10 protein-coding genes are annotated in these 14,275 nt (G+C 67.8%); 8 read left to right on the forward strand and 2 right to left on the reverse strand.

The window, feature by feature from the left end; translation table 11 throughout:
- A partial coding sequence (locus tag HZA32_12375) for a flagellin (protein ID MBI5424869.1) occupies positions 1–157 on the forward strand: 157 nt, incomplete at its 5' end.
- A 200-nt stretch (positions 158–357) separates the two neighbouring features.
- On the opposite strand, the gene HZA32_12380 is transcribed toward HZA32_12375, so the two are convergent.
- Both HZA32_12380 and HZA32_12385 read right to left on the reverse strand, forming a co-directional pair.
- Positions 358–1,878: a DUF115 domain-containing protein gene (locus tag HZA32_12380; protein MBI5424870.1), complete on the reverse strand. Its 1,521-nt coding sequence runs from the start codon at positions 1,876–1,878 to the stop codon at positions 358–360.
- The gene (locus HZA32_12385) at positions 1,875–7,427 is read right to left on the reverse strand and encodes a glycosyltransferase (GenBank protein ID MBI5424871.1); all 5,553 of its coding nucleotides are present in this window, start codon (positions 7,425–7,427) and stop codon (positions 1,875–1,877) included. The genes HZA32_12380 and HZA32_12385 overlap by 4 nt, the downstream gene beginning before the upstream one ends.
- 566 nt (positions 7,428–7,993) lie before the next feature.
- Between HZA32_12385 and HZA32_12390 the strand changes: the two genes are divergently transcribed.
- Genes HZA32_12390 through HZA32_12420 form a run of 7 tightly spaced genes read left to right on the forward strand, consistent with a single transcriptional unit; the run spans position 7,994 to position 14,273 of the window.
- Positions 7,994–8,980 carry a Gfo/Idh/MocA family oxidoreductase gene (locus HZA32_12390; GenBank protein MBI5424872.1) on the forward strand — a complete coding sequence of 329 codons (987 nt, stop codon included), beginning with the start codon at positions 7,994–7,996 and terminating at the stop codon, positions 8,978–8,980.
- Between the two features lie 31 nt (positions 8,981–9,011).
- On the forward strand, positions 9,012–10,301 hold the full coding sequence (locus HZA32_12395) for a DegT/DnrJ/EryC1/StrS family aminotransferase (GenBank protein ID MBI5424873.1): 1,290 nt from the start codon (positions 9,012–9,014) through the stop codon (positions 10,299–10,301).
- 6 nt (positions 10,302–10,307) lie between these two features.
- Positions 10,308–10,841: a GNAT family N-acetyltransferase gene (locus tag HZA32_12400; protein ID MBI5424874.1), complete on the forward strand. Its 534-nt coding sequence runs from the start codon at positions 10,308–10,310 to the stop codon at positions 10,839–10,841.
- A complete protein-coding gene (locus HZA32_12405; protein MBI5424875.1) occupies positions 10,819–11,757 on the forward strand; it encodes a hypothetical protein in 939 nt (312 codons plus the stop codon). Before HZA32_12400 ends, HZA32_12405 begins: the two co-directional genes overlap by 23 nt.
- Positions 11,754–12,884: an N-acetyl sugar amidotransferase gene (locus HZA32_12410; protein MBI5424876.1), complete on the forward strand. Its 1,131-nt coding sequence runs from the start codon at positions 11,754–11,756 to the stop codon at positions 12,882–12,884. The genes HZA32_12405 and HZA32_12410 overlap by 4 nt, the downstream gene beginning before the upstream one ends.
- Complete coding sequence (hisH, locus tag HZA32_12415) at positions 12,881–13,492, forward strand: imidazole glycerol phosphate synthase subunit HisH (protein ID MBI5424877.1); 612 nt, start codon at positions 12,881–12,883, stop codon at positions 13,490–13,492. Before HZA32_12410 ends, hisH begins: the two co-directional genes overlap by 4 nt.
- Positions 13,485–14,273 (forward strand): hypothetical protein, encoded by a 789-nt coding sequence (locus HZA32_12420; protein MBI5424878.1) that lies wholly within the window; start codon positions 13,485–13,487, stop codon positions 14,271–14,273. Before hisH ends, HZA32_12420 begins: the two co-directional genes overlap by 8 nt.
- Positions 14,274–14,275 lie beyond the last annotated feature (2 nt).

Raw genomic sequence — 14,275 nt, forward strand, 5'->3', positions numbered from 1 at the left:
GGCCAACCTGGAGGCAGCCAACAGCCGCATCACCGATGTCGACGTGGCCGAGGAAAGCACGCAACTCGCGCGCTGGAACATCCTCGTCCAATCCGGCACCGCCATGCTCGCCCAGGCCAACCAGAGCTCGCAAGTGGCTCTTCGCCTCATCCAGTAAGTTCCCGGCTTGTTCTAGTGGTTGTTCTGATTCGCCCAACCCCCCGGCCGCTCTCACCGAGCGGCCGGGCAAGGGTGGCGATCTCCAGCCTCCACTATCACCGCCCGGCGAACAGGGGCCCCCAAGCCTCTATCCGCAAAAAGACCCCGGAGCTCCTTCTCCGGGGTCTTCTGCGTTTGGAAAATCAACTCACGCCGCGCTCACCGCAAAGCCGCCAGCGCGCCCGCCAGCTGCTCCAACTCTTCGAGCAATCCGCGCCAGAATTCCACCTCGCCCTCCGTCGGCGGCAGCAAGTGCGGCATCAACTTCAGCGCGTATCCGCCCAGCGCACGACCGATCGCCGCGTCCGCCAACCAGGGCCGTAACGCCACCGCGACCGCGTCGGGACCGTGCGTCGCGAGCGACGCGCGCAGTTCCGGCAGCTTTCCGCTCAAGCGTTCGCCGCAGCGACGCAATTCCGCCGTGAAATCCGACCACGCCGCCGCCTGAGCCGCGACACCGGCACCCTCGAACGCGGCGAGACGCGACGCCTTGTCCGCCGCCGCCGGCGCCACCCACTCCCCCGGCCGCACCGCGCACGCATTCTCCAACCGCGCACCGCGATCATTCACATTGAAAACCGCGCCCGCCGGAAACGTCGCCAGCCGCGCATTCAGCGCCCGCCAGTCTCCCGGCGCGTGCGTCGGCACGCTCGGCTCCCAATTGCCCGGCACCTCCGGAAACTCCTGCGCCGCGTCGAAACCCGAGCGCGCATAGATCGTCGCGTCCGCCGCCGTCGTGTGCCGCTGGCGGCCGCTCAGCGCGAGATCGAGTCCGAAAAGATAGATCGGCGAACAGCCCAGCCAGCGCGCCAGCTCCAGCGCGGTCACGCCGCAATTCTCAGCCACGGCCAACGCCGGCGGCACGACCCCGTCGCGAGCGAGCCAATCCGTGGTGATCTGTCGGCTGGAAACAAAGTGCACCCGTTCCGGAGCGACGCGTCGCCTCCACTCCGGCGGACTCACCGCCGCGAGGACCACCCGCGCCGGCATCTCGCCCGATTCCGGCAAACACTTTTCCGGCGTCTTCGCCACGTCGACCGACACCGCGAAATCCACCCGCACACCGTGCCGCGCCAGCGTGCGCAAAGCCGAATCCGCCGCGAACACCACGCAACCCTCCTGCCCGTCCGCCAGCCGCGCCGCCGACACATCGAGCGACGGCCCCGCGCCGCACACCGCCGCCGGCAATCCCGCGAGCGCACCGCGCCAGCTCTCCGGCAGCGGCCGCCGCGCATAATCCGCGAGATTCGCCAGCACATGCTGCTGCCACCGAAACGCATCCTGCTGCCGCGTCACCCGCGCCCGGTGCAGCTCCCGCAATTCACCGACGAGCCACGCAACGAGCGACTCGCCGCCGCGTTGCGCCTCCGCCGTTGCTCCCGGGGAGAAATACAACGACGGCAAATGCCGCGCATCGAGCCGAACGAAGCGCGGCAAAACCTCCACTATCCGCGCCGCGCCGGAATCGTCCAACGGCACGCGTTGGATCGCCGACGACGAGAATCCCGCGGGCAACCCGGCCAAATCTTCCGCCGTCGCGCACCACAGCACCGCGCGCGCCCGTCCCAATCGGGACGCCCATTCCGGACGCATTGGCCCCACGACAATGCCGGTGGTGGCGCCCGGGTATTCCTGCACCCACGGAGCACCGAGCACCGGCGTGTCCGTCACTGCGCTCACGGGGCCGTCGCGAGCGATGGCACGCCGTTTTGGGCGGTGGCCAGCAGCTCGTCGAAGATCGCCTCGATGCGGCTCACCGAGGCCTCGGTGGTGAACTCGAAAGCGCGAGCCTGGCCGGCCAACGCGATCTTTTCCGCGGCCGCCGGGTTGCGGTAGGCGCCCGCGAGCCGCTCCGCGAGTGCGCGCGCATCGCCCGCCTTGAAGAGCAGGCCGGTCTTCGCGTGCTCGATGATCTCGCTCGCGCCGCCACTGCCGCTCGAGACGACGAGCAGGCCCGCCGCCATCGCCTCGATCTGCGTCTTGCCGAACGGTTCCTCGAACACGCTGGGGAAGACGAGCACGTTGCTCCGCGCATAGAGCGCCGCGAGTTCCGCCTTGTCGAGGAAGCCGGGGAAACTCAGCCGGTCGAGGAAACCATGCTCGGTCGCCACGGCGCGCATCGAGTCGAGATACTCCGGTCGCGTCGTGTCGCCCGCGAGCGTGCACTCGAAATCGATACCGGCCTGCGCGAGCATCGCGAGCGCGTTCACCAGCACATGCGCGCCCTTGTAGGGCATCAGCAAGCCCGCGTAGGCGATGCGCAGCTTCTTTCGCTGCGGCGTCCACGCGCGGTAATACTCCGCGAGCGGCGAGCCGGGCGGCACGACCTCGTAACGCGAGATCGGATAGCTCTTCGCGCGGATCCCCCGATTCACCCACTCACTGCAACCCGCGAGGCAGAACAGCGGCCCGCGCGGGGATTGCGCCGGCTCGTAACCCGGAAACGCATTGCCGAGGCGGTGCAGCACCGGAATGCCACGGTCGAGCGCCGGCTGGATGAAGAAGTGGCCCGCCAGATCGAGATTGCCGGCCATGATCGCCGTGGGCGCAAACGTCTCGATCTCGCGCATGATCGTCTGGTGATTCGCGCGCAGCATGGCCGTGCGCCGCTCCGCGTCGGGCTCGAGCACGACCGCGCCCTCCTTCCAGTCGCCGACGAGTTTCAGCGAACGGCTCACGTGGCGCTCGAACTCGGCGTGCTCCGCCGTGGGCTTGCGCGTGAGGTGCGGCATGTCGGCGGTGAGCACGCGGACGGTGTGCCCGCGCGCCATGAGCTCACGGGAGAATTCCCACACCGTGCGGCCGTAGCCGCCCATCTCCTGCGGCGGCAGCAAATTCGTGACGACGAGGATGCGGTGCGGGCGCGGATGGCGCTCCCGGGGCGTCCAGCCCGCGCGCGCGCGATAGATCTGCACCTGCACCTCTTCGAGCGCGCCGTGCTCCTCGAGCTGGCGCAGTGCGTCCTGCGTCTGTTCCGTGCCGCCGCTGAGGCGGTGCGCCTCGGCGATGGCGAGATAAGCCGCGGACAGCTTGCCTGCGTCGATGAGCGCGGCGCCGAGGTCGACGTAGGCCGCGAGGTTGTTGCGGTCCTCCGCCACGACTTCGCGCGGACTCGGCGTCGGAGCGATCTCCGCCTCGCCGGTGCAAAATTCCTTGGCCGAGCGCCCTTCCGCCGCGGCCTGCAACACATGCAGCAGGCGCACCAGCGAAACTTGGCGCGAATAGTGCGCGCCCACGCGCTCGCGGAAGCTGGCGCCGAGGCGCGCGGCGAGTTCGCCATCCTGCGCGAGGCGCAACATCGCCTCGGCCATCGCGGTGACGTCCTTTTCGCCGACCAAAAACCCATCCACGCCCTCGCGCACCGCGTCGGGAATCCCCGCGTGACGGGTCGAGACCACGGGCAGGCCGTGCGCACCGGCCTCGAGCACCGCGAGCGGCAGACCTTCGCTGTCCCCGTTGGCGGCGGTGATGCTGTGCTGCACGAAGACGCGCGCGGCCGCGAGGCTGCGCGACACCACTTCGCGCGAGCAAACGCCTGCGAACGTGACCGCCTCCGCGAGACCATTCTCCGCAGCCCATTGCCGGCAGCCGGCGAGCAGCGGACCGTCGCCGATCATGACCAGCCGTGCTTCCGGCAGCGCGCGATGCACCGCGGCGAAGGCCTGGAGCGTGAGCTGCGGGGCCTTCTTCTCCACGAAACGGCCAACCGCCACAAACTGCGGCGGTGCCGACGCGGGTTGCGCGAGCGCGGGCAGATCGACCGCGACGCCGTAGGGCGCGAGCAGGGTCCGCGCGGGGTCGGCGCCGAGTTGCAGCAGTTGCGCGTGCATCGCCCGCGACACGGCGAGGACGCTGGCGGCGGACTGGAAGAATTTGCGATAGCGCGGCAGCCAGCGCTCGAGCAGCTCGCGGCCGAACGCGTCGACGCCGTGGAAATGAACGACGAACGGCAGCTTCGCCTGTTCGCAAGCTTCATGGACGAACGCGCCCATCAGGCCGGTTTCGACGAGCACCGCTTTCGCGCCCGATTGCGCGAGGAAGGACGCGAGGCCCGCGGAGTATTCCGCCCAGAGTTCGCTCGTGATCGCGCCCTTGGCAGCAAGCGTCGCCTGGATCTTCTGCTCGGTCGCTGCCGGCAAAACCGATTGTCCGCCCCGCCGGAAGCGCGGGAACGGGAAGCCGTAGAGCAGCGTCAGCTGCGAGCTGAGATGGTTGACGTGATCCTCGACGAAGGTCTCGGAGTAGTTGAACTCGTGCGAACGCACGAGGACGACCGGCAGATCACCCGCAGTGTCGCGGCGCGCGGGGGCTTCGGGCTGCGCCGCCGGGACGTGCGCGATGCCAGTCCAACCCGTGGCCATCGTGTTGCCCGCCTTCGGATCGGCGGGGAGTTGGTCCGTGCGGACGAGTTCCTGGAAGAGGGGCCAGAGCTCGCGCGCCTTCTTGAGGCGCGCGTCGTGCGTCATCGGTGAGCGCTTGAGCCACAGGCCGATCATCTGCGCGAGGCTGGCGTTCCAGCCGCCGAGCGCCTGCAGCTTCACGTCGGCGAAGCCGGCCTCCGCGAGGAGCTTCTCGAGCGCGAACGGCGTGTAGCGGAAAAAATCGTAGGGCGCGTCGTGCAGCGGCCAGATGTAGGGAACCGTGAAGAAGAGCACGCCACCAGGCTTCAACACGCGACGCGCCTCCTTCAGCACGACCCACGGCTCGGGGCAGTGTTCGAGCACCTCGGTGAGCATGGCGCTGTCGACCGAGGCATCTTCGAGCGGGATGCGGCGGCCGTCCCAGCGGAGATCGACCTCCGCGCGGTAGATTTCCGAACCCTCGAGATCGAGTCCGAGATAGCGCGTGAGGCGCGGCGCAGCTTCGCGAATGATGTCGCGATACGGCATCACGCCGCAGCCGATGTCGAGAAACACGCCGTGGAACTGCGGCGCCGCCTCGCGCACCGCGCGCAGGATCGACGCGCGCGTCCAGTAGAGATCGACGTTGTTGATCTCGAGCGGGGGATTCGTGAAAGGGTGCGGCGCGGCGGCGGAGTTCATGGGGGACTTGGGCAGGCGGCGGTCTTCGCGCGCGATGCCTTTCGGATTCGGGCGCACGGGAGGCAGGTTGAAGTCGGCAGGGATTTCGATCGCGCGACGTTCGCGCGGCGCGACCGCGAGTAGGCTGTTGAGAAACGCGGCCCAGGTGGCGGCGTTTGCCTCGACGGAGAATCGTTGCTCGATCGCGGCGCGTGCGGCGTGCGAGCAGCGCGTCCAAAGTTCGCGATCGGTGATCAGGCGCGACGCAGCCGCCACGAATTCGGCACCACGATCGGCGACGAGAAAGCCGTTCTCGTCGTGCCGGACGAGGTCGCCCACTCCACTGCGGATGCGGGTGCAAATCGGCACGAGGCCGCAAGCCATCGCCTCCATCAGCGCGATCGGGATGCCCTCGTAATCGCTCAGCAACACGAACGCCTGACTCGCGAGCATCACCGCCTGCACCTCCTCCGAGGGCAGGTTGCCCAGCAGCTTGAGGCGCTCGCCGAGCTTCGCCTGCGCGATCAATTTTTCGACCGCCGGACGCGCCGAGCCATCGCCGCAAAGCACGAACTCCGCGGTCGGGCACTGTCGCAACACCTCGATCATCGCAGCGACCGTCGCGGAAATTTGTTTCTGCTCCTCCACGAGACGACCGACGTAGACAAAACGGAACGGCTCCGCATGCGCCGCGGTTTGCGCGGGCACCGGCGCCCCGCAGGGTGCTTGGATGACCTGGGTCGCACCGCAGTCGATCTGGCGGAGCGCGGCCGCTTGGAACTCGGACACTACCACGGTCCCGGAGAGATAGCGGCCGTTTTGCGCGCGGATGAACTCGTCCGTCAGGTCACGGTGAAACTCGTCGTCAGAATGCAGCACGCCGACTGTCGGGATGCCTGCGGCGCGCAGGTGCTCGGCGGCGAAGTAGCCTTGGACGTTCAGATTCGGCACGAACACGTCACAGGGATTGGCCTGCACGTGCCGCAGGATGGTGCGGATCATGTCCTCGGTGTGGGCGAACGGCGCTTCGTCCACCGGCACGCCGGCGGCGCGCAGGCGTTGCGCGATCGGACACGCGCCCGCGCGGGTCATGAACATCAGCACCCGCGGGGCAAAGCCGCGCGCCTTCAGCGCGGGCAGCAGCCGCGTCAGCCACACGTTCGGCCCGTTGACCTGGCCGGGACCGTGCGCGAGGAAGAGGACTCCGCGTTCTGCGGAGACCGGGCGGGAGGCAGACCGGGGCCGCGCCGGGCGGGGCTGCACGGGAGCGGGCCGCGCTGGCAGGGGACGCACCATTTCGGCGAACGCCCGGCGCATCTCCGACGGACTCAGTTGCTGATCACAACCGAGGAACCAATTGCCCAACTTGACGTCGGCGACCGCCTCGCGCGCGGGCACGCAGAATGCGCGAAGGAACTCCCGTTCCTTTTCGCGCGTTTGCGCGGCGAGATACTTTTCCAGCGCCGCCGGATCGGTCCGCCAAGTGGTGTCGAGCAGGAGATTCGAAAGCTCGAGCGAAGGGCACGCCCCGTTGATCGCCACTCTGACCCCGCCAGCCAACGCATACGCCACATGGCTGCCCCACGCGTTCGTGGTCATCGTCTCGAACTGCGCGAAAAGCATCCGCATCCGCAGCAACGCGTTCGCATCGTCCGTCGAGGCGCCGGTAATGATGTTGAATCCCCGCTCCGTGAACTCCTTCACCCAAAAGCCGTTTTTTAGGCAGCTGGGATTGAGGCAGACCGCGACGTGTTCGAAGTCCTTCGCGGCTTCGAGCATTTGGTCCGCGTAGAGTTCGTAGGCCGTGCGGTCGGTGGCCTTCCACCCGACGAGACTGTGTCCGGGCATGATCAGCAGGCTGCGCGGGACGCGGCTGAGACTCGGCGGCGCCACATAGAGCAGCGGCAAGCCGACGGCGCGGGGATGTTTGAAGGCGTTGTTCGTCAACGTCTCGGCTTCGTCACGTCGCGCGACCCATACCGGAAGTTTCTCCGCGTCCGGAGCATTGTAGGCCAACAACCGCGGCGCGGTGCATTCCCATGGCGCCAAGACACCGTGCAACCAGATTCCCGTGAGCGCGTAGCGCTCAGGCATTTCGATCCCGGCGTAAGCTGCGGCGACGTGAAACGCGCCGTAGTGGTCCGACCAACCGTTCTGCCGATGGGCGACCTGACGGAATTGCCGCACGGGCGGGAGATGGATCTGCATGCAGGGGAAAAGGCTGGGAAGTTAAGTCCGCCCCCAGTGCAGAATTTCTGCCAACGACGACAATCGCCCCCTTAGCCATTCCGGCAATGATACTTACGTTCTTCAACACGACCCGGGATTCCCGCGCAACGTGGACGACGGGCAAGTTTTGCCCGCCGAAATCCGGACGACCTTCGGCGCATGATTCGCAGACGTGATCGGAATTTTCACCGTGCACGAGAAGCGCGAACTGTTCCCCGGAGGGACTCGCTGCGGAGTTGGTCTCCGCACCGCATTCGTGCGATCACCGCAGTGAGGTGACTCGACGCGAGCGACGCCCGACTTCGTTTGGATACGACCGGGGCAGAATTTGCCGCCACCCCGCGATGCCGCCGCCAGTTTCGGCGCAAAAACCTATTTCCCATCGCGTTAAGCGCACGCCCACGGCGGTGGCATGTCCCTTGCAAACCCGGAAGCGTGCTGAATTTTTCAACCGCTCTGCCGGCCCCGTCAGGCTGCACGCCACGGCGTGTCTCCGGCCGGCTGCGCCACGATAGAGCGGCGCCGTTGAAGCGGCACCCCATCGCATGACCGCGCCCGCACCAACGCCGCGATGGAGCGTGCTGCTCGTGGGGCTCGGCCGGATCGGCCAAGGCTACGACTACGATCTGCCGGCTACGGAACACGTCTTCACTCACGCGCGCGCCTTCAGCCTCGACCCGCATTTCACGCTGGTTGGCGGCGTGGATCCGGATGCCGGGGCACGCGCGCGATTCACCGCCCGCTACGGCGCGCCCGCCTTCTCCACTCTCGACGCAGCCGCCGATTGCACGCCCGATGTCGTCGTGGTCGCCACGCCGACGGAGAACCACCTTCCCGCGATCGCCAGCGCTCTGTCCCTCTTCGCTCCGCGCGCGCTCGTCTGCGAGAAGCCCCTTGCGTTCACCATCGAGGAGGCCGCGCGGATCCTGAAGATCTCCCGCGCCCGCAACTGCCCCGTCTACGTTAACTACATGCGGCGCACCGATCCGACCACGGCCGAGCTGCGGGCGCGGCTGGGCGACGGCCGCATCGCGACGCCGCTCAAGGCCGTCGTCTGGTATTCGAAGGGACTCTACAACAGCGCCTCGCATTTCGTGAACCTCCTCGAGGCGCTGCTCGGTTCGGAGCCGGAATTCGTGCACGGAGAGGCCGGCCGCATCACGCCGACGGGCGATCCCGAGCCGGACTTCACGCTGCGTTTCGCTCACGGCACGGTCGCCTTCCACGCGCTGCGCGCCGAGGACTATTTCCACAACAGCATGGAGTGGCTCAGCCCGAGCGGCCGCCTGCGCTATGATCGCGCCGGCGCGCTCGTCGAGTGGCAAGCCGCCGCGCCTGCCGTGCTCGGTGGACTCGATCCCATTGCCGAGCGTCTGCCGGGAGATTTCGCCCGCGTGCAGGCTCACTTCACCGCCGCGCTGGCGCAGGCGCTCGCCGGCGCGACGACCACCCTCTGCACCGGCGAACAGGCCTTCGCCACACTCCGCCTCCTCGCGGACATCCAGCCGTTCTCCGTCTCCGTCCGCACCTGATTTTCTTCGCCGCAAACGTTCCCTGTCGACCATGAGCACCGCCCTCGCCTCTCCGCTCGCCCTCCACGGCGGCCCCCAAACGATCGCCCGCCCCCTCGCGCGCTACAACCCGCTCGGCGCCGAAGAGGTCGCCGCCGCGAAGGCCGTGGTCGAGAGCGGCATCCTCTCGCAATACTACGGCCGCTGGTGCGCCGACTTCTACGGCGGCCCGAAAGTCCGCGAATTCGAAAGCGCCTGCGCGGCGAAATTCGGCATGCAGCGCGCCGTCACCGTGAACTCCTGGACCTCCGGCCTCATCGCCGCGATCGGCGCCATTGGCATCGAGCCGGGCGACGAAGTCATCACCAGCCCGTGGACAATGTGCGCCACGGCGACCTCCATTCTCCACTGGAACGCCATTCCCGTCTTCGCCGACATCGAGCCCGACACCTTCTGCCTCGATCCCCGTTCCGTGGAAGCGAACATCACGCCGCACACGCGCGCCATCCTGTCCGTCGACATCGCCGGCCAGTCGGCCGACATGGACGCGCTCCGCGCCCTCGCGCGGAAGCATAACCTCAAGCTCATCTCCGACTGCGCGCAGGCGCCGGGCGCGCTGTATCACGGCCAGCCCGCGGGCACGCTCGCCGACGTCGGCGGCTTCAGCCTGAATTATCACAAGCACATCCACACCGGCGAAGGCGGCATCCTCGTGACCAACGACCACGAGATCGCCGAGCGCCTTTGCCTCATCCGCAACCACGCCGAGGCCGTAGTGGGCGACAAGGGCGTCACCGATCTCGCCAACATGATCGGCCACAACTTCCGCCTCGGCGAAATCGAGTGCGCGATCGGCCTCGAGCAACTCAAGAAACTCGATCGCCAGATCGCCAGCCGCCAGCGCGCCGCCGCCCGGCTCACCGCCGGCCTTTCCACTCTGCCCGGCCTGCAAACGCCCGTCACTCGCGCCGGCTGCACGCACGTCTACTACATGTATCAAATGATCCTCGATCTGCCGCGGCTCGGCGTCAGCCGGCAGAAAATTTTCGCCGCATTGAAGGCCGAAGGCGTCGAAGGACTCGGCATCGCGTTCGCCAACATTCACCGCCTCCCCGTTTTTCAACAAAAGATCGCCTACGGCCGCCGCGGCTTTCCATGGAGTTCGGACATCTGCCGCCGCGACGTCAGCTACGCCAAGGGCATCTGCCCCGTCGCCGAGCGCCTGCAGGACGAAACGTATCTCGGATTCCAAGCGTGCATGCACACGCTCACCGACGCAGAGGTCGATCTCATCGTCGCCGCGTTCCACAAGGTCTGGGAAAACCTCGACGCGCTGCGCTGATTCGCGATGCACGGCAGCCTCGAGACGCTCTTCGGTCGTCAGGTCGATCTCCGCCGCTTCACCGCGACGGACATCACGCCCGCGTATCTCGGCTGGCTGCGCGATCCCGCGGTCGTGCGTTTCAGCAACCAGCGCTTTCGCACCCACACGGCCGAAAGCTGCGCCGACTACCTCGCGTCGTTCCGCGGCACGGACAACCTCTTCCTCGCGATCGTGCACCGCGACAATGCGCGCGTCGTCGGCACGATGACCGCCTACGTCTCCGCCGTTCACGGCACCGCCGATCTCGGCATCCTCATCGGCGACCGCTCGTGCTGGGGACAAGGACTCGGCCTCGACGCGTGGCAGGCGCTCATAGCCTACCTCCTTCAATCCGCCGGTCTGCGCAAGATCACCGGCGGCACGCTCCGTCCGAACGTCGGAATGGTCCGCGTCATGGAACGCTCCGGCATGCACCTCGAGGGCGTGCGCGAGCGCCAGGAAATCGTCGACGGCGTCCCGGTGGACGTCCTGCTCTATGCCCGCTTCCGTCCCGAGTGAACTGCGCCTTCCGCTCGCCGTCGTCGCGCACGACGCCGGTGCCGCCAACCTCATCGCCGGTTGGATTCGCGATGTGCCCGCGGCGCGCCTGCGCGTGTGCGCGAGCGGACCGGCCGCTCGGATCTTCGCCGCGGAGATTCCGCACCTCGCGCCCCTGACGCTCCCCGCCGCGCTCGACGGCGCCGAAATGCTGCTCAGCGGCACGAGCGGCGCGCACTCCGATCTCGAACACGAAGCCCGTCGCCTCGCCCGCACGCTCGGCGTGCCGTCGATCGGCGTGATCGATCACTGGGTCAACTACACGCCGCGCTTCCTCCGCCACGGCGAGATCGTCTTGCCCGACGAAATCTGGGTCGCCGACGCCCACGCCGACGCGCTGGCCCGCCGCACCTTCCCGCATACGCCGGTGCACGAACAGCCCAATCGCTACCTCGAGCGCCTCGCCGCGCAGGTCCGCGCCGCCACTCATCCCCATGCCGGACGCACGCACGTGCTCTACGCGCTCGAGCCAATGCGCGCGACTTGGGGACGCGGCAACGACGCGGGCGAATTCCAAGCGCTCGACTATTTCCGCGAGCACTTTCCTCAACTCGGTCTCCCGCGCGACGCCGCGATTCGCCTTCGCCCGCATCCCTCCGATCCCGCCGGGAAATACGACGCCTGGCTCGCGCGCCACGCCGACGCGTCGTTCGCGCTCGACGACGCCGCGACACTCGCCGAGGCGATAGGTTGGGCGGACTGGGTCGTCGGCTGCGAGAGCTACGCGCTGGCCGCGGCGCTCGCCGCCGGTCGCCGTGTCGCCTCCACGTTGCCACCGTGGGCTCCGGCGTGTCGCCTGCCCCATTCGGAAATCGTGCACCTCCGCGACCTCGTGTCCGCAGCGTGTTCCCCGCCGCCAGCGTTCGCCTGCCGATGAAATACTGCACGAACTGCCTGCAGCCCGACACGCGGCCCAACAGCCATTTCACGGCCGAGGGAATTTGCCCGGCGTGCAACTATCACCGCGAGCTCCAGCACGTCGACTGGCAGGAACGCTACGAGATCCTTGAGGAGGTGCTGAAAAACTACCCACGCCGCAAGAGCCAGGGATTCGACTGCATCATCGGCGTCAGCGGCGGCAAGGACAGCACGCGCCAGGCGCTCTGGGCGCGCGACAAGCTCGGCCTGCGTCCGCTGCTCGTCTCGCTCTGCTACCCGCCCGAGCAACTCACCGAGCGCGGCGCCGAAAACGTCTCGAATCTCATCGAGCTCGGTTTCGACATGGTGACTACCAGCCTCGCCCCGCAAACGTGGCGCCGCCTGTTGCGCGAAGGTTTTTTCCGCTTCACCAACTGGGCCCGCGCCAGTGAGCAGGCGCTCTTCAGCTCCGTCCCGCAGCTGGCGCTGCGCTACCGCATCCCGCTCATCCTCTGGGGCGAGAATCCCGGCCTGCAGCTGGGCGACATGAAGACGCTCGGTCGCACCGGCTACGATGGCAACAACCTGCGATACATGAACACCCTTTCGGGAGGAGGCGTCGACTGGATGCTCTCCGCGGGTTTCAAGCGCGAGGAGCTGCACCGTTATCTTTATCCGCACCCCGAGCAATTCGACGCCGCCGGCATCCAGATCGTCTATCTCGGGTGGTTTTTGAAGGACTGGTCGCTGATCAACAACGCCCTCTACTCGTGTCCCAACGGGCTCGAGATCCGCAGCGACTCGGTGGAAAACACCGGCGACCTGCGCGGCGTCGCCTCGCTCGACGAGGACTGGGTGACGCTGAACCAGATGATCAAATACTACAAATTCGGCTTCGGCCGCGTGACCGACTACGCCAACGAGGAAATCCGCCTCGGCCGCATGTCGCGCGCGCGCGGCATCGAGCTGGTCGAGCAATACGACGACGCGTGCAGCCCAGCCTACATCGAAAGTTTCTGCCGCTACATCGAGATCAGCGTGGCCGATTTCTGGAAACAGGTGCACGCCTCCGTGAACCGCGAGCTGTTCACGATCGAACCCGACGGGCGCATCCGCCGTCGCTTCAAGGTGGGGGTGGGACTGTGAGCCGCCGCGGCATCGGCATCGTCGACTACGGCGTGGGCAACCACACCTCCGTGTGGCGCACGCTCTATGCGCTCGGCTACCGCTGCAAGGTCACGCGCAACCCCGCGGAACTCGACGCCATGGACCTGCTCGTTCTGCCCGGCGTCGGGGCCTTCCCCGCCGCGATGCAAGCCATGCACGCGCGCGGCCTCGCCGACTACGTGCGCCGCGCCGCCGCCGCCGGCCGGCCGCTGCTCGGCATCTGCCTCGGCATGCAACTCCTCGCCGACTCCTCGATCGAATACGGCGAGACCGCCGGTCTCGGCCTGATTCCCGGCCGCGTCGACGCCATCGGTCCCGGCACCTCGCACATCGGCTGGAACACGATCGAAGCCGCCGCCACCGACCCGATGCTCGGCCGCAGCGCGGGCGAGTCGTTTTATTTCAACCACACCTACGCAGTCGCCTGCCCGCCTGAGTTCGCCGTCGCGCACGCGACGCTCGGTCGCCGTTTCCCGGTGATCACGCGCCGCGGCCGCATCGTCGGCGTCCAGTTTCACCCGGAGAAAAGCCAGCACGCCGGCCGGCAACTGCTCGGCGACATCATCGGAGGACTGCTCGATGCTTAACCAGCGTCTCATCGGCGTCGTCACCGTGAAGGACGGCTGGGCGGTCCAGTCGTTCGGCTACGGCCGCTGGCTGCCCATGGGTAAACCGGAGTGCGTGGTCGAAAACCTCGACCGCTGGGGCGCCGACGAAATTCTCGTCCTCTCCATCGACCGCAGCCGACGCGCGCTCGGACCTGACTTCGCCACGCTCGAACGCCTCACGCGCCTCGACCTCGCCACGCCGCTGATCTACGGCGGCGGCATCCGCTCGTCCGACGACGCCGTGGCCGTCGTCCACCTCGGTGCCGACCGCGTCTGCGTCGACGCACTGCTGCGCGACAATTTTTCCGCGGTCGTCGCCCTCTCCCACCAGCTCGGCGCGCAAGCCGTGATCGCCGCGCTGCCGCTCGCCGCGCGCAACGGCACTCTGCTCTGGCGCGACTACCGTTGCAGCATCGACACCTCGCTCGACGCCGGCGTGGTCGCCGCGTTGCACGATGGAACGATCTCCGAAGCGCTGCTGATCGACTGGCAACACGAGGGCCTGCCCGGCGCGTTTGACCCCGAGATCGTTCGCCTCTTTCCCGCGCGAGGCCGCCAGCTCATCGCCTTCGGCGGATTGAGCGACGCAGCCCAACTCGCCGGCGTCTTCGCGCATCCTGCGGTGACCGCGATCGGCGTCGGCAATTTCCTCAGCTACCGCGAGCACGCGATCCAAGCGTTGAAAGCCGGACTCGCCGGCGCGCCGATGCGCCCGGCCGCTTACCCGCAATCCGCGCGCAGCTGTCCCGAACCCGCCTGACC

Source organism: Opitutia bacterium, from assembly GCA_016217545.1.
Classification (GTDB): domain Bacteria; phylum Verrucomicrobiota; class Verrucomicrobiia; order Opitutales; family Opitutaceae; genus Didemnitutus.

Excerpts from the sequence above, each read along its gene's own strand:
- HZA32_12410 (MBI5424876.1), top strand. The coding sequence starts at position 11,754 with ATGAAATACTGCACGAACTGCCTGCAGCCCGACACGCGGCCCAACAGC.
- HZA32_12405 (MBI5424875.1), top strand. The coding sequence starts at position 10,819 with ATGCCCGCTTCCGTCCCGAGTGAACTGCGCCTTCCGCTCGCCGTCGTC.
- HZA32_12395 (MBI5424873.1), top strand. The coding sequence starts at position 9,012 with ATGAGCACCGCCCTCGCCTCTCCGCTCGCCCTCCACGGCGGCCCCCAA.
- HZA32_12420 (MBI5424878.1), top strand. The coding sequence starts at position 13,485 with ATGCTTAACCAGCGTCTCATCGGCGTCGTCACCGTGAAGGACGGCTGG.
- HZA32_12390 (MBI5424872.1), top strand. The coding sequence starts at position 7,994 with ATGACCGCGCCCGCACCAACGCCGCGATGGAGCGTGCTGCTCGTGGGG.
- HZA32_12400 (MBI5424874.1), top strand. The coding sequence starts at position 10,308 with ATGCACGGCAGCCTCGAGACGCTCTTCGGTCGTCAGGTCGATCTCCGC.
- HZA32_12385 (MBI5424871.1), bottom strand. The coding sequence starts at position 7,427 with ATGCAGATCCATCTCCCGCCCGTGCGGCAATTCCGTCAGGTCGCCCAT.